The sequence below is a fragment of the Pantoea ananatis PA13 genome, from assembly GCF_000233595.1.
In the GTDB taxonomy this organism is placed as follows: domain Bacteria; phylum Pseudomonadota; class Gammaproteobacteria; order Enterobacterales; family Enterobacteriaceae; genus Pantoea; species Pantoea ananatis.
The window spans coordinates 1325805-1348157 of sequence record NC_017554.1 but is presented as its reverse complement, the minus strand read 5'-3'; the positions used below and the strand labels follow the sequence as shown (position 1 = coordinate 1348157).

19 protein-coding genes are annotated in these 22353 nt (G+C 55.7%); 15 read left to right on the top strand and 4 right to left on the bottom strand.

Annotated features, from left to right (window positions below; translation table 11 throughout):
- The first annotated feature begins 1 nt into the window (after position 1).
- Positions 2-916: an oxygen-dependent coproporphyrinogen oxidase gene (hemF, locus tag PAGR_RS06420; protein WP_013026653.1), complete on the top strand. Its 915-nt coding sequence runs from the start codon at positions 2-4 to the stop codon at positions 914-916.
- A gap of 98 nt (positions 917-1014) precedes the next feature.
- Here hemF and maeB read toward each other — a convergent pair whose 3' ends face one another.
- Entirely contained in the window at positions 1015-3294 is a 2280-nt protein-coding gene (maeB, locus tag PAGR_RS06415; protein ID WP_013026654.1) for an NADP-dependent oxaloacetate-decarboxylating malate dehydrogenase, read from the bottom strand.
- 360 nt (positions 3295-3654) lie between these two features.
- On the opposite strand from maeB, the gene tal reads away from it, so the two are divergent.
- Together tal and tkt are read left to right on the top strand one after the other, a co-directional pair.
- Positions 3655-4605 (top strand): transaldolase, encoded by a 951-nt coding sequence (gene tal / locus PAGR_RS06410; protein ID WP_014594257.1) that lies wholly within the window; start codon positions 3655-3657, stop codon positions 4603-4605.
- Positions 4606-4668: 63 nt separating this feature from the next.
- Positions 4669-6669: a transketolase gene (tkt, locus tag PAGR_RS06405; protein WP_013026656.1), complete on the top strand. Its 2001-nt coding sequence runs from the start codon at positions 4669-4671 to the stop codon at positions 6667-6669.
- 222 nt (positions 6670-6891) lie between these two features.
- Here tkt and PAGR_RS06400 read toward each other — a convergent pair whose 3' ends face one another.
- On the bottom strand, positions 6892-8253 hold the full coding sequence (locus tag PAGR_RS06400) for a 2-hydroxycarboxylate transporter family protein (RefSeq protein ID WP_014594259.1): 1362 nt from the start codon (positions 8251-8253) through the stop codon (positions 6892-6894).
- On the opposite strand from PAGR_RS06400, the gene PAGR_RS06395 reads away from it, so the two are divergent.
- The 4 genes from PAGR_RS06395 (at position 8244) to ampH (ending at position 12249) form a co-directional block, all read left to right on the top strand.
- Complete coding sequence (locus tag PAGR_RS06395) at positions 8244-8465, top strand: hypothetical protein (protein ID WP_044042305.1); 222 nt, start codon at positions 8244-8246, stop codon at positions 8463-8465. The two genes, PAGR_RS06400 and PAGR_RS06395, sit on opposite strands and share 10 nt — an antisense overlap.
- A 94-nt stretch (positions 8466-8559) precedes the next feature.
- Positions 8560-10197 carry an ATP-binding protein gene (locus PAGR_RS06390; RefSeq protein WP_014605308.1) on the top strand — a complete coding sequence of 546 codons (1638 nt, stop codon included), beginning with the start codon at positions 8560-8562 and terminating at the stop codon, positions 10195-10197.
- Positions 10187-10873, top strand: a complete 687-nt coding sequence (locus PAGR_RS06385; RefSeq protein WP_013026659.1) for a response regulator — start codon at positions 10187-10189, stop codon at positions 10871-10873. Before PAGR_RS06390 ends, PAGR_RS06385 begins: the two co-directional genes overlap by 11 nt.
- Before the next feature lie 212 nt (positions 10874-11085).
- Positions 11086-12249 (top strand): D-alanyl-D-alanine-carboxypeptidase/endopeptidase AmpH, encoded by a 1164-nt coding sequence (gene ampH, locus PAGR_RS06380; RefSeq protein WP_014594262.1) that lies wholly within the window; start codon positions 11086-11088, stop codon positions 12247-12249.
- Here the strand turns inward: ampH and PAGR_RS06375 are convergent.
- Entirely contained in the window at positions 12246-13313 is a 1068-nt protein-coding gene (locus tag PAGR_RS06375) for a DUF1176 domain-containing protein (RefSeq protein WP_014605307.1), read from the bottom strand. The two genes, ampH and PAGR_RS06375, sit on opposite strands and share 4 nt — an antisense overlap.
- A gap of 490 nt (positions 13314-13803) precedes the next feature.
- Between PAGR_RS06375 and PAGR_RS06370 the strand changes: the two genes are divergently transcribed.
- Genes PAGR_RS06370 through PAGR_RS06335 form a run of 8 tightly spaced genes read left to right on the top strand, consistent with a single transcriptional unit; the run spans position 13804 to position 21724 of the window.
- On the top strand, positions 13804-14634 hold the full coding sequence (locus tag PAGR_RS06370; protein WP_013026662.1) for a DeoR/GlpR family DNA-binding transcription regulator: 831 nt from the start codon (positions 13804-13806) through the stop codon (positions 14632-14634).
- A gap of 11 nt (positions 14635-14645) precedes the next feature.
- Complete coding sequence (locus PAGR_RS06365; protein WP_013026663.1) at positions 14646-15626, top strand: substrate-binding domain-containing protein; 981 nt, start codon at positions 14646-14648, stop codon at positions 15624-15626.
- A gap of 2 nt (positions 15627-15628) precedes the next feature.
- Positions 15629-17134 (top strand): sugar ABC transporter ATP-binding protein, encoded by a 1506-nt coding sequence (locus PAGR_RS06360; protein WP_013026664.1) that lies wholly within the window; start codon positions 15629-15631, stop codon positions 17132-17134.
- On the top strand, positions 17127-18116 hold the full coding sequence (locus PAGR_RS06355; protein WP_014605306.1) for an ABC transporter permease: 990 nt from the start codon (positions 17127-17129) through the stop codon (positions 18114-18116). The genes PAGR_RS06360 and PAGR_RS06355 overlap by 8 nt, the downstream gene beginning before the upstream one ends.
- Positions 18117-18130: 14 nt before the next feature.
- On the top strand, positions 18131-19183 hold the full coding sequence (locus PAGR_RS06350) for an ABC transporter permease (RefSeq protein ID WP_014605305.1): 1053 nt from the start codon (positions 18131-18133) through the stop codon (positions 19181-19183).
- Complete coding sequence (alsE, locus tag PAGR_RS06345) at positions 19183-19875, top strand: D-allulose 6-phosphate 3-epimerase (protein WP_014605304.1); 693 nt, start codon at positions 19183-19185, stop codon at positions 19873-19875. The genes PAGR_RS06350 and alsE overlap by 1 nt, the downstream gene beginning before the upstream one ends.
- On the top strand, positions 19872-20768 hold the full coding sequence (gene alsK, locus PAGR_RS06340; RefSeq protein ID WP_013026667.1) for an allose kinase: 897 nt from the start codon (positions 19872-19874) through the stop codon (positions 20766-20768). The genes alsE and alsK overlap by 4 nt, the downstream gene beginning before the upstream one ends.
- Complete coding sequence (locus tag PAGR_RS06335; protein ID WP_013026668.1) at positions 20765-21724, top strand: ribokinase; 960 nt, start codon at positions 20765-20767, stop codon at positions 21722-21724. Before alsK ends, PAGR_RS06335 begins: the two co-directional genes overlap by 4 nt.
- A gap of 44 nt (positions 21725-21768) precedes the next feature.
- Here PAGR_RS06335 and nudK read toward each other — a convergent pair whose 3' ends face one another.
- Positions 21769-22347 carry a GDP-mannose pyrophosphatase NudK gene (gene nudK / locus PAGR_RS06330; RefSeq protein WP_013026669.1) on the bottom strand — a complete coding sequence of 193 codons (579 nt, stop codon included), beginning with the start codon at positions 22345-22347 and terminating at the stop codon, positions 21769-21771.
- Between the last annotated feature and the right edge of the window lie 6 nt (positions 22348-22353).

The following is a 22353-nucleotide window of genomic DNA, read 5'->3' as shown; positions in this document are numbered from 1 at the left end:
CATGCCAGATATCTCCCGTGTAAAAACGTTCCTGTTGGATTTGCAGGATGAGATTTGTCGCAAGCTGACCGCCGAAGACGGCGGTGCCCATTTTATTGAAGACAGCTGGCAGCGCCCCGGCGGCGGCGGCGGACGAAGCCGCGTGCTGCGTGATGGCGCCGTCTTTGAACAGGCCGGCGTCAACTTTTCGCACGTTCATGGCGATCAGATGCCCGCGTCCGCTACCGCGCATCGGCCTGAACTGGCCGGGTGCAGTTTTGAAGCCATGGGCGTGTCGCTGGTGATTCATCCGCACAATCCCTATGTGCCGACCAGCCATGCCAACGTGCGTTTCTTTATTGCCGAAAAACCAGGTGCCGAGCCTATCTGGTGGTTTGGCGGCGGCTTCGATATGACACCGTTTTACGGTTTCGAAGAGGATGCGCTGCACTGGCATCAGACGGCATTTGATCTCTGCCAGCCTTTTGGCGAGGACGTGTACCCGCGCTTTAAAAAATGGTGCGACGACTATTTCTACCTGAAACATCGTGACGAGCAGCGCGGCATTGGTGGCCTGTTCTTCGATGATGTTCATCTGCCTGGCTTTGAAAAAAGCTTCGCGCTGATTCAGGCGGTGGGCCGGGGATTCCTGGACGCCTATCAGCCCATCGTGGCGCGCCGCAAGTCGTTGCCGTTTGGCGAGCGTGAACGTCAGTTTCAGCTCTATCGTCGTGGTCGCTACGTGGAATTTAATCTGGTGTGGGATCGCGGCACGCTGTTTGGCCTGCAAACCGGAGGCAGAACGGAATCGATTCTGATGTCTCTGCCGCCTCTGGTACGCTGGGAATATGATTATCATCCTGAGCCGGATTCGCCAGAGGCCGCGCTCTACCGCGATTTTCTGCCGGTGAAGAACTGGCTTAACCTGCCCGAGTGACGTTCGTCTTCCTGCCCCGCGTAACGGGCAGGAAGACAAAGTTAACAGCGCTTTCATGCGCGAAGGTGAAAATCGGGGCTGCATGCGGCCCCGTTGTGTTACAGCGGCTGGGTTTGTGCTTCTACCACCGCCAGCGCCACCATATTAACGATGCGCCGCACGGAGGCGATGCGGGTGAGTACGTGCACGGGTTTGGTCATCCCCATCAGCACCGGCCCCACCGTCACGCCGTCAGCGTGCGAGACGCGCAGCAGGTTGTAGCTGATTCGTGCCGCCTCCACGTTGGGCATAATCAACAGGTTGGCGCTGCCTTTCAGCGGGCTGTCGGGCATGATCTCCCGACGAATGCTCTCTACCAGTGCCGCATCGCCGTGCATCTCGCCGTCAATTTCCAGCTCAGGTGCGCGCTGCTGCACCAGCGCCAGTACGTCACGCATTTTTCGAGCGCCAGGAGAATTTGAGGTGCCAAAGCTGGAGTGCGACAGCAGGGCAACCCGCGGTTCAATACCAAATCGCCGCACGGTTTCGGCCGCCATTAACGTGATGTCCGCTAACTGTTCGGGTGTGGGATCTTCATTTACGTAGGTATCCGCAATAAAGGTGTTGCCGTGCGGCAGCAGCAAGGCATTCATGGCCCCTGCCACTTTCACATCGGAACGCAGGCCCAGCACTTTCTCCACAATCTCGTAGTGCTCGTTGTAATCCCCGATGGTGCCGCAGATGAGCGCATCCGCTTCACCGCGATAGACCATGATGGCCCCAATGAGCGTCGGATTACCGATCACCGCGCGCTGTGCCTGCTCGGGCGTTACGCCGCGCCGCTTCATCATCTGGTAATACTCGTTCCAGTATGCTTTAAAACGGGGATCGGATTCGTTGTTGACGATTTCGAAATCCTTTCCGGCTTCGATCTTCAGCCCCTGCTTTTCAAGGCGCATCGCGATAACGTTCGGGCGGCCTATCAAAACAGGTTTTGCCAGCCCCAACGACACTAATTCCTGCGTCGCATGCAGCACCCGAACCTCTTCCCCCTCTGCCAGCACCACGCGCTTCGGCGCTTTGCGCGCCTGAGAGAAAATCGGTTTCATAAACAGATTGGTTTTATAGACGAATTCCGTGAGCTGTTCGCGATAGGCGTCGAAGTCGCTAATGGGCCGGGTCGCCACACCGGAATCCATCGCCGCCTTCGCCACCGCCGGGGCGATCTGCACAATTAACCGGGGATCGAAGGGTTTGGGGATCAGATATTCCGGGCCAAAGCTCAGGTCCTGATCGCTATAGGCCGAAGCCACCACATCGCTCTGCTCCGCCTGCGCCAGCTCGGCTATCGCGTGCACCGCCGCCAGCTTCATCTCTTCATTGATGGCCGTTGCGCCAACATCCAGCGCTCCCCGAAAGATAAACGGAAAGCACAGGACGTTATTCACCTGATTAGGATAGTCAGAACGGCCGGTGCAGATAATGGCGTCAGGCCGCACGGCCTTAGCGAGCGGCGGCAGAATTTCTGGCTGCGGATTCGCCAGCGCCAGAATCAGCGGATCGCTGGCCATGGTTTTGACCATGTCAGGCGTCAGGACATCCGGGCCAGAGCAGCCCAGAAAAATGTCGGCGCCCTCAATAACCTCGGCCAGCGTACGTTTTCCCTGATCCTCAACCGCATAGTCGGCCTTGGTCTCCGCCATATTGGGCTCGCGCCCTCGGTAGATCAGCCCTTTTGAATCGCACACCTGAATATTGTGCTTCTGCAAACCCAACGCGACCAGCAGATTCATGCAGGCAATCGCCGAGGCGCCCGCGCCGGAGACCACCAGCCGCACGTCGGAAATCGCCTTCTTGATAATACGCAATCCGTTTAACACCGCCGCCGTGCAGATAATCGCCGTGCCGTGCTGATCGTCGTGGAACACCGGGATTTTCATGCGTTGCCGTAGCTGCTGCTCAATATAGAAACACTCTGGCGCTTTGATATCTTCCAGGTTGATGCCGCCGAAGGTGGGTTCCAGCGCCGCGACGATCTCAATCAGCTTATCGGGATCGTGCTCATCGACCTCAATATCAAAGACGTCAATACCGGCAAACTTCTTGAATAAAACGCCCTTGCCTTCCATCACCGGCTTACCGGCCAGCGCACCAATGTTGCCCAGGCCCAGCACCGCCGTGCCGTTAGAAATGACCGCCACCAGATTACCGCGTGCGGTGTATTTATGGGCGGCCAGGGGATCGGCGGCAATTTCTAAGCAGGGTGCGGCGACGCCGGGTGAATAGGCCAGGGCCAGATCGCGCTGAGTGGCCAGCGGTTTAGTGGGCGAGACCTGAATCTTGCCGGGAGTGGGATACTGGTGAAAATCGAGCGCACTTTGCTTCAGTTGGTCATCCATTTGACATCCTTCTTCGCCAGGTAAGTGAACGCCCAGTATAGAAAGCAGACAACCACAAAGCGGTGAGGCGCTTCAAAGAACCTCATTTCTTAAGGCACAGATTGTTACAGTCTGGTCTGCGTCATTTGTCATGGCTGCTATTCTTAATAACCGGGCAGTCGTTATCCGCAGAAATGTCATCTCGGATGATTGCGCGCTACCCCCATCGCACAACATTCAGAGAAAACGCATTTTCACTGCACCCTGTCTGTTGCAAGGTGGTGAGTCGGCGTTACTGCGACCGGTAATGTCTGCACTGATTAGGGCACGAGGCCAGAGGTGTTCCCTTTCGTTACAACGTTTTTTTCAAGGAGTGTAGAAATGAACCAGCTTGAAGCCCTTAAACAGTTCACTACCGTGGTGGCTGACAGTGGCGATATCGAATCGATTCGAAATTATCACCCACAAGATGCGACCACCAACCCCTCGCTTATTCTGAAAGCATCTGCTCTCCAGCCTTACAAACACCTGATTGATGACGCCATCGACTATGCGAAAAAGCAGGGCGGCAGCAAAGAGACGCAGATCATCAACGCCAGCGACAAAGTGGCAATCAATCTCGGTATGGAAATCCTGAAAAGCATACCGGGCCGTGTTTCGACCGAAGTGGATGCGCGCCTCTCCTTCGATCGTGGCATGTGCGTCACGAAAGCGGAAAAGCTGGTTCGCATGTATGAAGAACACGGCATTGACCGCTCACGCATCCTGATCAAACTGGCTTCCACCTGGGAAGGCATTAAGGCGGCTGAAGAACTGGAAAAAAATGGTATCCAGTGCAACCTGACCTTGCTGTTCTCCTTCGCGCAGGCCCGTGCCTGTGCCGAAGCCGGTGTTTACCTGATTTCACCTTTTGTGGGCCGTATTTACGACTGGTACAACACCCGCAAACCGATGGACCCGTATCACGTGGATGAAGATCCCGGCGTGAAATCCGTACGCCGCATTTACGATTACTACAAGAAGCACCGCTATGACACCATCATCATGGGCGCCAGCTTCCGTAAAGTTGAGCAGGTGCTTGCCCTGGCCGGTTGTGACCGCCTGACGCTTTCGCCTAACCTGCTGGAAGAGTTGCAAAACAGTGAGGAGCCCGTAGAGCGCAAGCTCGAACCCTCAACCGAATGTTTCCACCAGCCTTCCCCGCTGTCCGAAGCCGAATTCCGTTGGGAACATAATCAGGACCCGATGGCGGTAGAGAAACTGGCTGACGGTATTCGTCAGTTCGCCGTTGACCAGCAAAAACTGGAAGATGTGCTGGCAGCGCGCCTGTAGTTTTCCCCCTCTTTTACCGGGCGGGAGCACTCCCGCCCTGATGCTTAACAAGGGAGACCCTTTATGTCCTCACGCAGAGAGTTGGCTAATGCGATTCGCGCATTAAGTATGGATGCGGTACAAAAAGCAAAATCAGGTCATCCTGGTGCGCCAATGGGCATGGCTGATATCGCCGAAGTCCTGTGGCGCGATTTCCTCCAGCACAATCCAACCAACCCCGCCTGGCTGGATCGTGACCGCTTTATCCTTTCAAATGGCCACGGCTCCATGCTGCTGTACAGCCTGTTGCACCTGACCGGATACGATCTGCCGATTGAAGAACTGAAAAACTTCCGCCAGCTCCACTCTAAAACGCCGGGCCACCCGGAAATTGGCTATACGCCAGGCGTGGAAACGACCACAGGTCCGTTGGGCCAGGGCCTGGCGAACGCCGTTGGTCTGGCGATTGCTGAGCGCACGCTGGCGGCCCAGTTTAACCGTCCCGATCACGATATCGTCGATCACTTCACCTATGTTTTCATGGGCGACGGTTGTCTGATGGAAGGCATTTCTCATGAAGTCTGCTCGCTGGCCGGTACGCTCGGACTGGGCAAACTGATTGGCTTCTACGATCACAACGGTATTTCTATTGATGGTGAAACCGAAGGCTGGTTTACCGACGATACGCACAAACGCTTTGAAGCCTATAACTGGCATGTGGTGGGTGAAATCGACGGTCATGACGCCGATGCGGTTAAAGCCGCGATTCAGGAAGCGCAGAGCGTCACCGACAAGCCGTCACTGATCATCTGCCGTACGGTCATTGGCTTCGGCTCACCGAATAAAGCCGGTAAAGAAGAAGCCCACGGCGCGGCGTTAGGCGAAGAAGAAGTGGCGCTGACCCGTAAGCAACTGGGCTGGAACTATCCGGCGTTTGAGATCCCCAAAGAGATTTACCAGCAGTGGGATGCCAAACAGGCCGGCGCTGAGCGCGAAAAAGCCTGGAACAACAAACTGGCGGCCTATAAGCAGGCTTATCCAGAGCTGGCGGCCGAGTACGAGCGCCGCATGAACGGCGGCATGCCGGCAAACTGGGAAACGGAAACCGCGAAGTTTATTGCCGAGCTGCAGGCCAATCCGCAAAAAATTGCCAGCCGCAAGGCCTCGCAGAATGCCCTGGAAGCCTATGGCAAACTGCTGCCAGAGTTTCTGGGCGGTTCTGCCGACCTGGCACCGAGCAACCTCACCATCTGGTCTGGCTCAAAATCCATCAAAGACGATCCGGCCGGAAACTACATCCATTACGGCGTGCGTGAATTTGGCATGACGGCGATCGGTAACGGCATTGCCCACCACGGCGGCTTTGTGCCCTATACCGCCACCTTCCTGATGTTCGTTGAGTACGCCCGTAACGCGGCGCGCATGGCGGCACTCATGAAGGCCCGGCAGATCATGGTGTATACCCATGACTCCATTGGCCTGGGCGAGGACGGCCCAACCCACCAGCCGGTTGAGCAAATTGCCAGCCTGCGCGTGACGCCAAACATGAGCGTATGGCGCCCCTGTGACCAGGTGGAGACGGCAATCGCCTGGCAGGCAGCTATTGAGCGCCACCATGGCCCGACAGCGCTGATCCTGTCGCGTCAGAACCTGGCTCAGCCTGAGCGTACCGCAGAGCAGGTGGCTAACATCAAGCGCGGCGGTTATGTGCTGAAGGAGTGCGACGGCACGCCAGACATCATCCTGATTGCGACCGGCTCCGAGGTAGAAATAACCTTGGGTGCCGCGACGAAGCTGACAACTGGCGGTCACAAGGTGCGCGTGGTTTCACTGCCCTCCACTGACCTGTTTGACGCACAGGATGCCGCTTACCGTGAGTCGGTGCTGCCTTCTGCGGTTAAAGCGCGCGTGGCGGTAGAAGCAGGCATCGCCGACTACTGGTATAAATATGTTGGCCTGGACGGTGCCATTGTGGGCATGACGACCTTCGGCGAGTCGGCGCCGGCCGAGAAGCTGTTTGCTGAATTTGGCTTTACGGTGGAAAACATCGTCAGCCATGCAGAAGCACTGCTGAAACCCGCATAATCCACTTGCTGCTGAGCGACCTGCTGCTTTGCGTCAGGTCGCCTGGCTAACACGACGTGCCAGCCCTGCGCTGGCACGTCGCTTTTCTGAACGCCTGTTTTCGTCTCTCTCAGCCTCTCCCACTTTCTCAGCCCTACTCCAGGCAAGGGATGCAGGCTATCTCACGCCTGCACCGTTCGGGAGCCATGCTGCTTTGCGAGCGCTTCAGTCGGCGTAACAGGTTTACTTGAGAAAATGGCTCAGTAATAACAACGAAAGCGAAACGTTAATGGCCCCGCCGATGCGCGTGGCGATCTGCGCAAACGGCATCAGGCCCATGCGGTTACCGGCGGTAAGAATCGCCACATCGCCCGTACCGCCCTGCCCACTCTGGCAGCAGGAAACAATGGCAACATCGATGGGATGCATGCCAATCTTTTTCCCGACAAAGAAGCCCGTTGCGACCAGCGCACTGACCGTGCTGATAATCACCAGCAGGTTGGTGAGCGTAAACGCGGTAACCAGAATATGCCAGGGCGTGATGGCGACGCCGACGGCAAACAGAACCGGATAGGTTACCGCCGTGCGGAAGAAGCGATAGACCACCTGAGAACCGGCCAGAATACGCGGAGAAACCCCATTCACCAGTTTTACCAGCACGGCCAGGAACAGCATCCCTACCGGCGCAGGCAGTCCTGTCAGCTTCTGCCCTAACATCCCTACCATATAGAGCAGCACCGCCAGCAGCGCCCCGGACGCAATCGCCGTCACGTCAACTTTACCGGAGAAAACGGACTGCAGCGGCTCGGGTTCAACATTGGTCACGTTTGGCATCAGCTGGCCTTCCCCGGTGAGGTGCGGATAACGTTTACCCAGTTGGTTCAGACAGCCGGAGATAATAATGGCGGTCACGCCACCCAGCATAACCATGGGCAGGATGCGGCCCAGCGCCACGCCCTGATCCATATGGAGCAATGCCGCATAGCCGATGGAGAGCGGAATGGCACCTTCACCGACGCCTCCCGCCATAATGGGCAGAATGATGAAAAAGAAAATCTGGAAGGGTTCCAGCCCCAGCGCTAAACCCACGCCCATGCCGACAATCATCCCCACGATTTCACCACAGAGCATGGGGAAAAAGATGCGCAGAAAGCCCTGGATCAGCACCGTGCGGTTCATGCTCATGATGCTGCCGACAATGATGCAGCAAATGTAAAGATAGAGAATATTGGTCGATTTGTAGAATTGCGTCGTGGACGTTACCACGATGTCGGGAAGCAAACCGTAGTACACCAGCGCAGAAGGAATGAAGGTGGCGCAGATAGCCGCTGCCCCTAAACGCCCCACCACGGGCAGGCGTTTGCCAAACTCTCCGCAGGCAAAGCCAAAAAAGGCCAGCGTGGCGACCATGACCACGATATCGCTTTTTAGCGTTCCACTCAGGCAGTCTACCGCAATGAGCGCACCGGCCAGCACAAACAGCGGCAGAGGAATAATCCCGACTTTCCAGTTATCCATAATATGCCACCACTGCTCTTTCAGGGTTTTCCTGCGCGGTGAACGGGTCAGCGTGTCAGACAGAAAAGAATTATCAGGTGAGCTCATTATTATCCTCTTTGCGTCATCGTTTTTTTTTCAGGATGCCGGGAAAAAAGGCGGAATTACGTGAAGAAGAAGGTATCTGGCATAAAGTTTTAATGGTGTTATTTCCAGAGCGTGATCCGCATCGTGATAATCGCCGTGGTGTTTATGGTTTTTATTCCCCGCTGCCGTTACTCAGCCTTTTAAGGGGCTTTTTTAGCGTAGGTAATCGATAAAAATCACTATTTATCAAACAATTAAACCGATGTAGTTCCTATTGTTAAAAAGATGATACATTGAAGTTATTATTCCAAAATACGTGTGACAGTCATGAAGTTGTCATTTCAAACGAAGCTGTTTCTTTCGCTCGTGGTTTTTTCGTCTGTCCTGTTCGTGTTACTGGGAAGCTATTATTACGTCAGCATCACCCGGCAGCTTTATCAGGCGATGAGCATGCGCGCGAAGGTTCAGGCAGACGAGATCGCGCTGATTCCGGAACTGAAAAAAGCGGTGGCGGATCGTGACATCACGACCATCAATGTGCTGATGAAGGCTATCGCCCGGAAAAGCGATGCCAGTTTTATTGTGATTGGCGATAACCAGGCCCTGCATCTTTTTCACTCGGTGACGGCGGACAGGATTGGCAAACCGCTGGTGGGCGGCGATAACGCAGCGGTGCTGGCAGGGAAAAGTATCACCACCATTCGGACAGGCGGCCTGGGAATGTCACTGCGAAGTAAGGCGCCTATTCTCAACGATCGCGGCCAGGTCGTCGGTATTGTTTCTGTTGGCTACCTCGCCCGCTATCTGGATGCCATCACCTTCAGCAACATGATCAACCTGTTGATCGTGGCGGCGCTGGTGCTGATTGCCCTGTTTATTTTCTCCTGGTTTTTTACCTGTAATATTAAAAAACAGATTTTCTCGCTGGAACCGCGCGAGATCGGCCTGATGGTCCGCCAGCAAAAAGCCATGATGGAATCGATCTATGAAGGCGTCATTGTTATCAATGAACAACTGCGGATCGAAGTGATTAATCAGGCTGCCCGCAAGCTGCTGGGACTGTCACAGTCCGCCGAGGCGCTGCGCGGCGAGTCTGTCAGCCAGATCGTCTCCCCCGTGCCCTTTTTATCGCAGCCCGTAATGCTGGAAAAAGATACCCACGATGAAATTTGCCAATTTAACTCGCTGACCGTCATCGCCAGCCGGGTGCGCATCATGCTGGAGGACGCGCTAATGGGATGGGTGATCACCTTTCGCGATTTTAACGACATCGATTCCCTCAGCGCCCAACTCAGCCAGGTGAAACGTTATGTCGATAACCTGCGCATCATGCGTCATGAACAGCTTAACCGCATGAACACGCTTTCCGGGCTGTTGCACATGGGGCGTTTTGACGAAGCGATTGGTTACATTGAAGCGCAGTCCGAGCACGAGCAGGAGTTGCTGGACTTTGTCTCGGCTCGATTCACTTCGCCTCTGCTGTGCGGCTTATTACTGGGCAAAGCCGCGCGCGCCAGAGAAAAAGGCGTCATTCTCCATTTTGATCCCGCGTGCCTGATGGATAAGCCGTTTCCCGCGCTTTCCGATGCCGAACTGATTTCGGTCATTGGCAACCTGCTGGACAACGCCATTGAAGCCACGCAGCGCGCCCCGTTGCCTCATGAACCTGTTGAAGTACTGATTAAACTCAGTACCCGTGAGCTGCTCATTGAAGTGGCGGATCGCGGCGTGGGCATTACGCCGGCGATCCGCGAGCGCATGTTTGAACGTGGCATGACGACCAAAACCCGAGGCGATCACGGCATCGGGTTGTATTTAACCGAAAGCTATATTACCCGTGCAGGGGGAACCATTGAGGTCAGCGACAACGTGCCCCGTGGCGCGGTGTTTTCGCTGTTTATCCCCTGTGCGCAAACCAACAGCTGTCCCGTAACGGAAACGGAGAACGTCCGCGATGCAACATGATCCTGTTACTGTCCTGATTGTTGAAGATGAGCCTGAACTGGCTCAGCTTCATGCAGAACTGATTGGTAAGCACCCTGAGCTCAGGCTGGTCGGCATAGCCAGCTCCCTGGCAGAAGCCAGACAGCAGCTTGAACTGACCGCGCCACAGTTGGTGCTGCTGGATAACTACCTGCCTGATGGCAAAGGCATCACCCTGATTGGCGATCCGTTGCTGGCCAACGCGAACTGCTCCATTATTTTTATTACGGCGGCCAGTGATATGGATACCTGCAGCCAGGCCATTCGCAACGGTGCCTTTGATTACGTGCTTAAACCGGTATCCTGGAAACGCCTTAACCGCTCGCTTGCCAACTTCATCGCCTTCGCAGACCAGCAGCGCACATGGAAAATTGTCGATCAGAAAAATGTCGATGTACTGTATCAGTTGCAGGCGAAGAACTACCCGCACGATAACGGCAGCAAAGGCATTGAGGAAAATACCCTGGCCCGGGTTCAGACACTGTTTACGCCCGCCACAACGCGCCTTTTTTCGGTCGATGAGGTGATGACAGAAACCGGGCTCAGTAAAACGACCGCCCGCCGCTACCTGGAGCACTGCGTGGAAACCGGCTTTCTGACGGTCGAAATGCTGTATGGCAAGGTGGGCCATCCCCGGCGCATGTACAAACGCACCTGACCGAACGGGTGTCCCGTGCTCGCCCTGCGCCGGTTCAGTCAGGTGGCTTTCAGGGGCAAAATGCGGCGCCAATCCCGTGACGTCACCGGCCCGTCTGGCCCGCATGCTGTAATCCGAAACAAAAAAAACTGTCCTTTGCTCTTCCCGTCATCCGCAAACTGATTACTATAGGTTTTCACCCGATTCCTATAGCGAAGCCCTCTCCGTTGAAAATGCGCACTCCTTACGTACTGGCTCTACTGGTTTCTTTGCTTCCCCTTAAAAGCATGGCGCAGGTTGCGCCCGATCCGTTGCTGGCATCCCAAATTGTTGACCGCTATGCGGAGCATATCTTCTATGCCAGCGGTGCGACAGGCATGGCGCTGGTCGCAATAGATGGTAATCAGCGGGTTTTCGCCAGCTTTGGTGACACGCGGCCAGGAAACAATATTCGCCCCCAAAAGGATTCGTTAATTCGTATTGCCTCACTGAGCAAGCTGATGACCAGTGAAGTCATGGTGAAGATGGCCGAGCGCGGGGAGATTCGCCTTGACGATCCGCTCAGTAAATATGCACCGCCCGGAAAGCGGGTGCCCAGTTTTGATGGTCAGCCCATTCGGCTGATTAACCTGTCTACCCATACCAGCGGTCTGCCGCGAGAGCAGCCCGGCGGCAAACCCCATCGTCCGGTGTTTGTCTGGCCGACACAGAGTGAACGCTGGCGTTGGTTAAACACGGCCAGCCTTAAAGCCGCCCCCGGCACCAATGCGGCCTATTCCAATCTCGGTTATGACCTGCTGGGCGATGCGCTGTCGCGCGCGGCCGGTAAGCCTTATCCTGCCCTGCTGCAGCAGTTAATTACCCGTCCGCTGGGGATGAAAGACACCACCTTTACGCCGTCACCTGAGCAGTGCGCACGCCTGATGGTGGCGGAAAAAGGCGCCAGCCCCTGTAATAACACGCTGGCGGCCATCGGCAGCGGTGGCGTATATTCGACGCCTGATGATATGGGCCGCTGGATGCAGCAGTTCCTCAACTCCTCGGTAAATCACCGTACGCCACAGATCGACCGCCTGCAGACGCTGATCTACCGTCGCGACCAGTTGCATAAAGTTGACGGCATGGACGTGCCGGGCAAAGCCGACGCGCTGGGAATGGGGTGGGTTTATATGGGGCCGGCCAACGGTCGCCCTGGCATTATCCAGAAAACCGGCGGCGGCGGCGGCTTCATCACCTATATGGCGATGGTTCCCCAGCAAAACGTCGGGGTTTTTGTGGTCGTTACCCGCTCGCCTCTGACGCGCTTTACGCCGATGAGTGACGGCGTAAACAACCTGCTCGCTGAGCTGGTGGGCAATCAGAACGGCTCGCCGATGATGGTCCAGGCGATTCCTTAACCGCTCACCGCTGATGAGGCTGACTGGCTCACCCAAAGCGTGGGCCAGTCGTCACTGCTGTGCCAGGCATCGCAGGTTGACTCCTCGGCATACTCGGCTAAAACAAAATGCTCGCCGTCAAACTGCCAGCGGGTCGCGGTACCACAGTCGCCAAGTCCGCGTCCTTTGCCAAAGGTATAGAGCTGCCCGCTTGCCGCATCATAATCTGCGTTAATCAGCTCCAGCTGGCGCTCTGATGCGCCCGGCGGGGTAAAAGGCAAGGTCAGCGTAATCCCACGCGCCACATAGGGCGGCGCACGCGTTACTTCAAAAGCCAGATCGATCACGTTATATGCGCCCATTTCACAGCTGACCAGCAGCAGCGCTTTTTTGTCTGTCAGCGGCGAGACGCTGACTTCGCGGCGCAGGGGATCAAGGGAACAGGTATCCGAATTTACCCGCCACGTTCCGTAGTCGATCAGCCCGCTGGTCTCGTCACGCGTCAGTGGCGCAGGCGCAGCCATCGCCGGCGGCAGTTGCGGTACGGCCGGTGCGGCCGGGACGCCGGTTCTTCCTCCGCGCCTGACCCAGGCACTCATGCTATTCACCCGGCCCTGCACATCGTCCATAAATAACAACGCGGCTTTCATACCGCGCAACGAAATCTGCGGACCGGCATTGAACGTCAGCTGCAGGCTTTTCGCATCCATGGTCAGTTCAAGAAATTCGTTAATGGCGATAGGATTGCTGGTAGCAAGATGGTGTGGCTCAACCGTCCAGTGCTTGAAGTCAGGCCGCAGCCGACGTTGATCGACTAAAAGATTATCTTGCAGCGCCGGGCCGGGCAGCGCGCCGCTGTATGCACTGCCGTAATCGATGCGCAGTAACGGTTTGTCATCGGATCCCGCACTGCGGGAAAGCGTCATAACCAGGCCCTGGTCGCCAGGTATGCTGCGCGCAACGCAATGCGCCGCATTATTGCAGGTGAGTTGCCAGTCAGAAAACAGCTTCTGTACCGGATCAGCCTGAGCAGCGGCAACCATAAAAACAGACAACGCAAACAGCGATTTCATCCCATACCACATTAAGAAAATCGAACCCCAACTTCTTTGAGTGGAAGATGATAGCGCAATAGCGCACGTCACGAGGGCCGCATTCTGTGAAGTGCTCAGCAAGCGCAGCTAACCGACTAAAAAACATCCGCTTTACAACAAAAGAAAGGCGGTGATCTCTGCAGAATAGTCATCATGCTGTTTCACTCTGTTGCGCTCAATCGGATTCGTCGGACATTCCCGCCAGTCGAATCGGTCAAATACACATAAACGGTCAAAAACAGGCATGTTATAGTCGCCACAGGTGCAGGCATAAAAGCCTGTCAGCCCTGTTTCTTACGGTTAATTAACCCTAATTTAGTGATATCAGTCACGTCTTTAATATACCTATTACATAGTTTTTCATAAAAAACCCAACAAATATCTCTTTACGCACGCTGTGAGAAGAGTGACCTGCGTAGCCACGCTCAGGCCACATTTTTGCCGCGTGCCTTCCAGTACTTTATAACCCTCGGAGGCCAGCATGTTGCCGATTGAACGCCAGCAGAGAATTATTGATGAATTAATGCGTAATGGACGCGTGATTGTCGCTGAACTGACCGCCTTATGTCAGGTTTCGCAGGAAACGATTCGTCGGGATTTAGCCCAACTGGAAAAGAAAGGCATACTCCAGCGAAGCCATGGCGGCGCTGTTCCGGTTAAACAATATAATGCAGCCATTCAGATAAATAACCGGGCCATTAATGAGTATGAATTATCTTTCCGGCAGCGAATTAATGAACATGTCGATGCCAAAATGACCATTGCTAAGCGGGCGCTGGGGTTTATTAGCCCAGGCGATTGTTTATTACTCGATAGTAGTACCACGTGTTTTTATCTGGCCCGACAGTTACCGGATATTGAATTAACTGTATTAACTAATTCTTTACGCATTGTGCAGACCCTGGCGGCGCGCAGCAGTATTCGCACGATCTGCCTGGGTGGCGAATATTCCGATCGCTATGAAGATTTTCACGGCATCGTGACTGAACAACCGTTAAAAGAGTTTCAAATAAATAAAATCTTTTTTTCCTGTAGCAGTTTGGGCAACGACGGTTATTTACGCGAGGGGAATGAACATAATGCACATTTAAAACAACAACTCATTCTGGCAGCTGAACGCAAACATTTATTAATGGATAGCTCTAAGTTTCTTCGGCCCTCATTCGCGCGTGTTTGTCATTATCGCGATGTGGATTTTCTTATTACCGACCAGTTAAAAGATAAAGAGCTGGAACAGGAACTGGCGTGGAACGGGGTAAATATTATCGACTGTTCACAACGGCCTCAGTCCGTGCAGCTTATTAATCAATAAATGGAGTCACTATGAAAAAACAGCTTATCGCCTGCTCCCTGATCGCATTATTCGCATTCCAGGCTCAGGCAGCAGAAAAAATACGTATGGGCATCGTGGTGAAAATTGGCGGTATTCCATGGTTCAACGCGATGGAAGCCGGGATTAAAAGTGAAGCGGCGAAAAGCGGCATAGATGCATGGATGGTCGGACCCACCGCAGCCGATCCCGCCTTGCAGGTACGCGCTATTGAGGATTTGATTGCGCAGAAAGTCGATATCATTGGCGTGGTCCCCAACGATCCTAAAGTCCTGGAGCCCGTCTTACAGCGGGCGCGCGATGCGGGCATCAAAGTGATTACCCATGAATCACCGAGTCAGAAATTCGCCAACTGGGACTTTGAGTTAGTGGATGCAGCCACCCACGGCATCAACCATATGAAAGCGCTGGCAGCCTGTATGCACGATGAAGGGCAATACGCCATGTACGTTGGCAGCCTGACGGTGCCGCTCCACCAGCAGTGGACCGACGCCGCGCTGGCGTATCAAAAACAGCATTATCCCAAAATGCAGTTGGTCACCGACAAATTTGGCGTAGGCGAATCGCTGGATGATTCAATCCGTACCACCAACGAGCTGATGTCTAAATATCCCAATCTGAAAGGGATTTTAGCCTTTGGCTCACAGGGCCCTATCGGCGCAGGACGGGCCGTAATGAACCGCAATAAGATTAACCAGGTGTGCGTCATCGGAGCCTTCAGTCCGGGCCAGGGCGCGCAGCTCGTCAACCGGGGCGCGATCAAAGGCGGCTATATCTGGAATCCCCATACGGCCGGTGAAGTGTTTGTCCGTCTTGCCGAGATGATGGAGAAAAACACGCCCATTAAAGATGGCATGACCATTGAGGGATTAGGCAAGGTCCGGGTCGATGACACGACGCATACCCTTCTGGGCAATAACACCGAAAGCCTGGATAAAGCCAACCTGCCGAAACTGATTAAGCTGGGGCTGTAGAGATGAGACCTGTCGCACCGCAGACGCTCGTGACGTTAGATGCGTTGTCGAAAACGTTTGGTGGTCATCGTGCGCTGAGCGATATTTCGCTGACGCTGCTGGCCGGAGAAGTGCACTGCCTTGCCGGGACGAATGGTTGTGGCAAAAGCACGCTCATTAAGGTGATTTCAGGCGTTCATGCGCCGGATGAGGGCAGCGAGATCCGTCTGGGCGAAGGGGAAATTTTGCCCCGCCTCTCAACCCAGCAGGCCAGAGACTTTGGTATACAGGTGATCTATCAGGATCTGTCTCTGTTCCCTAACCTGAGCGTGGCCGAAAACATTGCGTTTGAACACAACCTGCGTGGCCTGTTCGGCTGGCATCAGCGTAAAAGGCTGCATGCCAGCGCCCGACGTATCGTTGACGAGCTTCAGTTTGAACTCGATCTCAACGAGAAAGTGGCGCACCTCTCCATTGCCCAGCGGCAACAGGTCGCGATTTGCCGGGCACTCGTTGCCGATGCCAGGCTGGTGATCATGGACGAACCCACAGCCTCGCTAACCCGAACAGAAGTGAATCAGCTGCTGCGCACGGTGCGCTATCTCAAACAGAAAAACATCTGTGTGGTGTTTGTCAGCCATCGACTGGATGAAGTACTGGAAATCTCCGATCGGGTGACGGTTATTCGCGATGGCCGCAGGGTTGGCAGCTGGCCAGCACAGGACATGACGCCGCACCGTCTGACAGAACTGATGACCGGACAGAAGCTGGAATATCCGTTGAAAAACGTCACGCGCAGGCGCGATCGCGTGTTGCTGGAAGTCGAACACCTCAGCCGGAGCGGGCAGTACCACGACGTGAATTTTCGTTTGTACGAAGGCGAGGTGCTGGGGCTCTGTGGCCTGCTGGGTTCGGGTCGTACCGAGCTGGCTCTGTCGCTATTTGGTATGACCCAGCCCGACAGCGGCAAGATTTGGCTGGACACGAAACCGGTACGCTTCCGTAGCCATGAAGACGCCATCAAAGCCGGTATTGGCTATGTCTCAGAAGACCGTCTGACGCTGGGGCTGGTTCAGCAACAGTCGGTGGCCGATAACATGGTGTTGCCGATTCTCGATAAGCTGCAAAACCGCTTTCACCTGATTGATGAATACCGTAAGAACAGGCTGATCCTGCAGTGGATTCAGCAGCTTGGCGTCCGGGTAGCCGATCCCGAGCAGGCAATTTCCACGCTTTCCGGCGGCAACCAGCAAAAGATTGTTTTAGCCAAGTGGGTACTCACTCAACCTCGCCTGTTAATTCTTGACTCGCCCACCGTCGGCGTCGATGTCGGCGCGAAGGCCAGTATCTACCAGCTGATCCACGAACTGGCGCGAGAAGGCTTATCGATTATGTTGATTTCCGATGAAGTCCCGGAGGTCTGGCACAACTGCGACCGCATTTTGCATTTCCGTGAGGGGACGATCCATGCCGAATACCAGCCAGACCGAGTGCAAGAACAGCAACTGGCGGAGGTCATCAATGCCTGACTTATCCCGTTTACGTCCTCATTCCAGCCAGGGCTGGCTGACCTGGGTTTTACTGCTGTTTATTGGGGTGTTTTCGCTGTCCAGCGACCAGTTCCTCAGCGTACAAAACCTGCTGGATTTAGCCGAAAGCTATGCGGTCACCGGCATCTTCGCACTTGGGCTCTTTGTGGTGCTGGTCACCGGCGGCATCGATATCTCCTTTGCTGCCGTGGCCTCGGTGGTGCAGTACTTCATCGCCACCCTGTTTGTACGCTATCAGTTTGATCATGCCCTGCTGAGTATTGGCCTGGCGGTGGCCTGCGGCACGCTGTTCGGCATGATCAACGCCTGGCTCATTACCTGGCTGCGGGTGGTCTCCATCATCATCACGATCAGCATGCAGTCGCTGCTGTTTGGGCTGCTGATGTGGTCAACCGGCGGACGCAGCCTCTATCAGTTGCCTGAATGGTGGATCACCCTTCGCAGCGTGCTGCCGTTTGAGTGGCAGGGCCAGACGTTTCAGCTTGGCCTGCCCCTGCTCGTCCTGCTGGTCATCGCCACCCTGACGGCCGTGTTACTCAACAAAACGCATCTGGGCCGCCAGCTTTATGCCGTGGGCGGTGATGCGGAGTCCGCGCGGCGCATCGGGATTCGCGTTGGTTTGATTCACCTCTTTGCCTACGGCTGGCTGGGGGCGATGGCGGCCATTGGCGGACTGGTGCAGGTTTATCGCATGGGTGAAGTGGTGCCAAACGCGTTGGTCGGCGGTGAACTGGATGTGCTGGCTGCCACCGTGCTGGGTGGTGCCAGCCTGATGGGCGGAAAAGGCACGGTCAGCGGCACCTTAATGGGGGTTTTCCTGATCGCCATTTTAAAGAACGGCCTCAACCTGATTGGCGTATCCAACTATTTCATGAACATCGTGGTCGGTGGCGTGATTATGGTCGCCATCGCCGTCACGCACTATAAAAAGCGCAAAGAGACTGACGTCAGCTTTGTCTGATGGGAGAAGCACACATGAAACTTTTATCTGCGTTGAAACCTGACGGTACCAATACCGGCCTGCTGCTGCTCATCGCGTTTGCGATGGCGCTGTTCAGCATCCTGCTGCCCGGCCGTTTTTTTACCGATTCCACCTTTCTCAGCATGGCCTTTCAACTGCCTGAACTGGGCTTGCTCACCCTGGCGATGTTTATTGCCATTCTGAGTGGCGGATTAAACCTGGCGATTATTACCACCGCCAACCTGACCAGCCTGTTCATCGCCTGGGTGCTACTCGGCATGTTGCCAGACGGGGCGGGAACCGGTCAGCAGCTGGCCTGGCTGCTGCTGGCGGTGCTCGGTGCCATGTTGATTGCTGCACTGATTGGCCTGATCACCGGCGTGATGGTAACCCGCATCGGTGCCCATCCCATTCTGGTGACCCTGGCCACCATGATTACCCTCAACGGCATCGGCATCTGGCTGACAAAAGGCGCCGCGGTGAGCGGCATGCCGCCGGTGGTGCGCGCACTGGGCGCCGACACGCTGCTGGGCATTCCTCTGCCGCTGTGGGTCTTTTTCGTGGCCGCAGCGCTGCTGGCGGTGTTCCTGGGGAAAACCCGTGCAGGTAAGTGCATCTATATGGGCGGTAGCAACATTAATGCCACCTGGTTTAGCGGAATTAATACGCATCGCATGATCGTGCTGGTGTATGTGATTTCCAGCCTGCTATGCGTGCTGGCGGGGCTCGTGATGATGGCGCGATTTAACTCTGCGCGTATGGGCTATGGCGATGCGTACCTGCTGCTGACCGTGCTGGCCATTATTCTTGGCGGCACCGATCCCAACGGCGGTTTTGGCCGTGTGACCGGCGTCGTGCTGGCGCTGATTGCCCTGCAGATCCTCTCAACTGGCTTCAACCTGATGAATATCAGCCAGCACGTCAGCCTGGCGATGTGGGGCGCAGTGCTGATTGTGGTGCTGGCCGTGAAACAGGGTAAAGCCCGACTCAATGAACGCCGTGCCATGAAGCGCAGCAAGCGCCTGAGTGCGGTACTGAATCCTCTGACTGAGAAAAAGGAAGTATGATGCGAATTCAAATCTCCCCGTCGTTGATGTGTATGAACCTGATGGAGATCAAGCAGCAGTTGGCTGTGCTGAACACCCGCGCTGACTTCCTGCATGTTGATATCATGGATGGTCACTACGTCAAAAATATCACGCTCTCACCGTTCTTTATTGAGCAAATTCGCCCGCACACGCCAGTGGCTATCGATGTGCATTTGATGGTTGAGCAGCCCACCGATTTTATTGAGGCAGTCGCCAACGCCGGAGCGGACTATATTTGCCCGCACGCAGAGACGATCAATCGGGATGCCTTCCGGGTGATCAACCTGATTCGCAGTTTGGGGAAAAAACCGGGCGTGGTATTGAACCCCGCCACGCCGGTGTCCTTTATTCATCATTACCTGCATCTGCTGGATAAGATCACGGTGATGACGGTGGATCCGGGTTATGCCGGGCAACCCTTCATACCGGAAATGGTGGAGAAGATTCGGGCACTCAGTGCGTTAAAACGCGCCCACGGCTACCACTATTTGATTGAGATCGATGGCTCCTGTAATCAACGCACTTATCGCACCCTGCTGGAAGCCGGAGCGGAAGTGCTGATTGTCGGCACCTCGGGCCTGTTCAACCTGCATGACGATCTCTCCACCGCCTGGACAATGATGCGCGACAGTATTGATGCCGCGCAGGGACTGGCGCAGGAGTCTGCATGAAATCACGCTGGCTTGGCATTGATATTGGCGGCACCAGTACCCGTTTGCAGCTGATGGAAGAAGGCCGGAACTGGTGCGGCTTCCGTAAAGTGCCGACCGCCTGTTGGTCGCAACAGGCGGATGCGCTGGTCGCGCTTGGCGATCTGATTTGCGAAACGCTGGAGGCGCAGCCGGTAAGCGGGGTGATGCTTGGCCTGCCCGGCATTCTCAGCCGTGACCGCCAGCAGGTGATCTCGCTGCCCTTTATTCAGGCGCTGGATCAACAACCCGTCGTGGCACGGCTCAGCGCGCGCCTTGGCGTTCCGGTTGCCATGGATAAAGATGTGAACCACCTGATGCTGTGGGATCTGCTGCAGCTGGAGACGTTACCCAATAATGCCGTGGGGTTATATCCCGGCACCGGTCTGGGTAACAGCCTGTGGCTGGAAGGCCGCTTTTATCATGGTCATCATGGCGGCTCAGGCGAGCTGGGCCATATTCCGCTGGCGAACAACGACCTGCCCTGCCCGTGCGGCAACCGGGGCTGTGCCGAAACCTTGATATCCGGTCACTGGCTCAGCACCTGGGCGGCAGCACAACAGCCGGATACGGGGATTTCGCAACTCTTTACCCGGCATGGCGATCACCCTGATCTGCGGGCGTTTGTGCAGCGGCTGGCACAGCTGATCGCCAGCGAAATGAACATTCTGGATCCCGAGTACCTGATTCTGGGCGGGGGCGTACTGTCGATGGCGGATTTTCCCTTGGTGCAGTTGCGCAGCGCCATTCAGCAATATCTGCGACCGCCCGTTACGCGCCAGGGTTTAAAAATCGTTTTCAGCCATGCGACCGATCACACGGGCTGTCGCGGTGCCTGTCTGGCCGCCGAGCGCTGTTTTGGAGGGGAAAAATGAAAGGCAAAGTGTGCGTGTTCGGTTCCTTCAACCTGGATATCGTGGCAGGCATGGCCCGCTTTCCGCTACCGGGTGAATCGTTAATTGCCCAGCACAGCATGATGGGGCCCGGCGGCAAAGGCGCGAATCAGGCCACCGCCGCGCTTCGTGCGGGCGCCCGGGTGCACTACATCGGCAAAGTGGGCAACGACGACTTCGGCATATTTGCCCGCCGGCATCTGGAAAAAACCGGCTTTGATGCCATTACGCTGTTCACCTGCAAAGAGAAACCCACCGGCAATGCGTTGATTTACGTGGCCGGTAATGACGCTGAGAATATGATTTCTGTTTATCCTGGGGCGAATCTCACCGTCAGCGCAGCGGAAGTGACGCGCTGCAGGCCGACCGTTGCCGCGGCGGATATTTTGCTGGTACAGCTGGAAAATAATCTGAGCGCGATTCAGCGCATGATCGATCATGCCCGGGCGGCAAATACCTTTGTCATCCTTAATCCGGCACCGTTTCAAAAAATCAGTGACGCTCTGCTGGCAAAGGTCGATCTGCTGACGCCCAACAGCACCGAAGCCATGCTGCTGACCGGCGTGAAGGTCACGGACCTCGCCAGCGCCCGGCAGGCCGCCCTTGTGCTGCACCGCAAGGGCGCACGTCAGGTAATTATTACCCTGGGTACGGCGGGCGCCTTACTGTCTGACGGGCAACAGCTGCTGCATATTCCGGTGTTTCCCGCCACGCCGCTTGATACAACCGGCGCGGGCGATGCCTTTAACGGTGCGCTGGCTGCCCGGCTGGCCGCCGGCGTTTCTCTGGAACAGGCTGCACTGTTCGCCGCAGCGTTTGCCTCCCTGTGCGTTGAACGACAGGGAGCCGCTCATGCTATGCCCGCTTATGCCGATGCACTGGCGCGCCTGCAGTCGCACCCGGAATGCGTGGCCGAGAGCGTGCTGGCCTGCGCGTAACATTCAGGCAGAGGCGCCTGGTGGCGCGTCTGCTCTGTACTCCATCAGAGCGTGAGCCAGCCTGCAATAAGCGCATGCTGCAATAACATAATGGTTTTGCCATCGCGGATGCGCCCCGCTTTCACCCACTGCATGGCCTCAGGAAACGTGATTTCCAGCACGTCGATGGCTTCATCCTCTACACCGCCGCCCGCATTTTCCCGCAGCGCGTCGTGATATTCAGCCGCAAAGAAATGCACCAGCTCGGTCACGCCGCCCGGCGACATGTAAACCGAATAGAGGGTTTCCACCTCGCCCACCGCATAGCCGGTTTCTTCAATGGCCTCTTTGCGAATGCAGTCTTCAGGCGAGTCATCATCCAGCAAGCCTGCACAGGCTTCAATCAACATACCGTCTTCATTACCGTTAACGTAGGTGGCAATGCGGAACTGGCGCGTCAGTACCACGCTGTTCTTGTCACGGTTATACAGCAGAATGGTGGCACCGTTGCCGCGGTCGTAAACTTCACGCTTGTGACGCACGAGTTCGCCCCGGTTGTCGGTAATCTCATAAGTGATATTACGCAGGACAAACCAGTTCTCTGACAGCAGCTTATCTTTGATGATGTTGATCTTGAAGGACATGGACGC

Coding starts and splice junctions, on each gene's coding strand:
- hemF (WP_013026653.1), top strand. CDS start 2: ATGCCAGATATCTCCCGTGTAAAAACGTTCCTGTTGGATTTGCAGGAT.
- maeB (WP_013026654.1), bottom strand. CDS start 3,294: ATGGATGACCAACTGAAGCAAAGTGCGCTCGATTTTCACCAGTATCCC.
- tal (WP_014594257.1), top strand. CDS start 3,655: ATGAACCAGCTTGAAGCCCTTAAACAGTTCACTACCGTGGTGGCTGAC.
- tkt (WP_013026656.1), top strand. CDS start 4,669: ATGTCCTCACGCAGAGAGTTGGCTAATGCGATTCGCGCATTAAGTATG.
- PAGR_RS06400 (WP_014594259.1), bottom strand. CDS start 8,253: ATGAGCTCACCTGATAATTCTTTTCTGTCTGACACGCTGACCCGTTCA.
- PAGR_RS06390 (WP_014605308.1), top strand. CDS start 8,560: ATGAAGTTGTCATTTCAAACGAAGCTGTTTCTTTCGCTCGTGGTTTTT.
- PAGR_RS06385 (WP_013026659.1), top strand. CDS start 10,187: ATGCAACATGATCCTGTTACTGTCCTGATTGTTGAAGATGAGCCTGAA.
- ampH (WP_014594262.1), top strand. CDS start 11,086: ATGCGCACTCCTTACGTACTGGCTCTACTGGTTTCTTTGCTTCCCCTT.
- PAGR_RS06375 (WP_014605307.1), bottom strand. CDS start 13,313: ATGTGGTATGGGATGAAATCGCTGTTTGCGTTGTCTGTTTTTATGGTT.
- PAGR_RS06370 (WP_013026662.1), top strand. CDS start 13,804: ATGTTGCCGATTGAACGCCAGCAGAGAATTATTGATGAATTAATGCGT.
- PAGR_RS06365 (WP_013026663.1), top strand. CDS start 14,646: ATGAAAAAACAGCTTATCGCCTGCTCCCTGATCGCATTATTCGCATTC.
- PAGR_RS06360 (WP_013026664.1), top strand. CDS start 15,629: ATGAGACCTGTCGCACCGCAGACGCTCGTGACGTTAGATGCGTTGTCG.
- PAGR_RS06355 (WP_014605306.1), top strand. CDS start 17,127: ATGCCTGACTTATCCCGTTTACGTCCTCATTCCAGCCAGGGCTGGCTG.
- PAGR_RS06350 (WP_014605305.1), top strand. CDS start 18,131: ATGAAACTTTTATCTGCGTTGAAACCTGACGGTACCAATACCGGCCTG.
- alsE (WP_014605304.1), top strand. CDS start 19,183: ATGCGAATTCAAATCTCCCCGTCGTTGATGTGTATGAACCTGATGGAG.
- alsK (WP_013026667.1), top strand. CDS start 19,872: ATGAAATCACGCTGGCTTGGCATTGATATTGGCGGCACCAGTACCCGT.
- PAGR_RS06335 (WP_013026668.1), top strand. CDS start 20,765: ATGAAAGGCAAAGTGTGCGTGTTCGGTTCCTTCAACCTGGATATCGTG.
- nudK (WP_013026669.1), bottom strand. CDS start 22,347: ATGTCCTTCAAGATCAACATCATCAAAGATAAGCTGCTGTCAGAGAAC.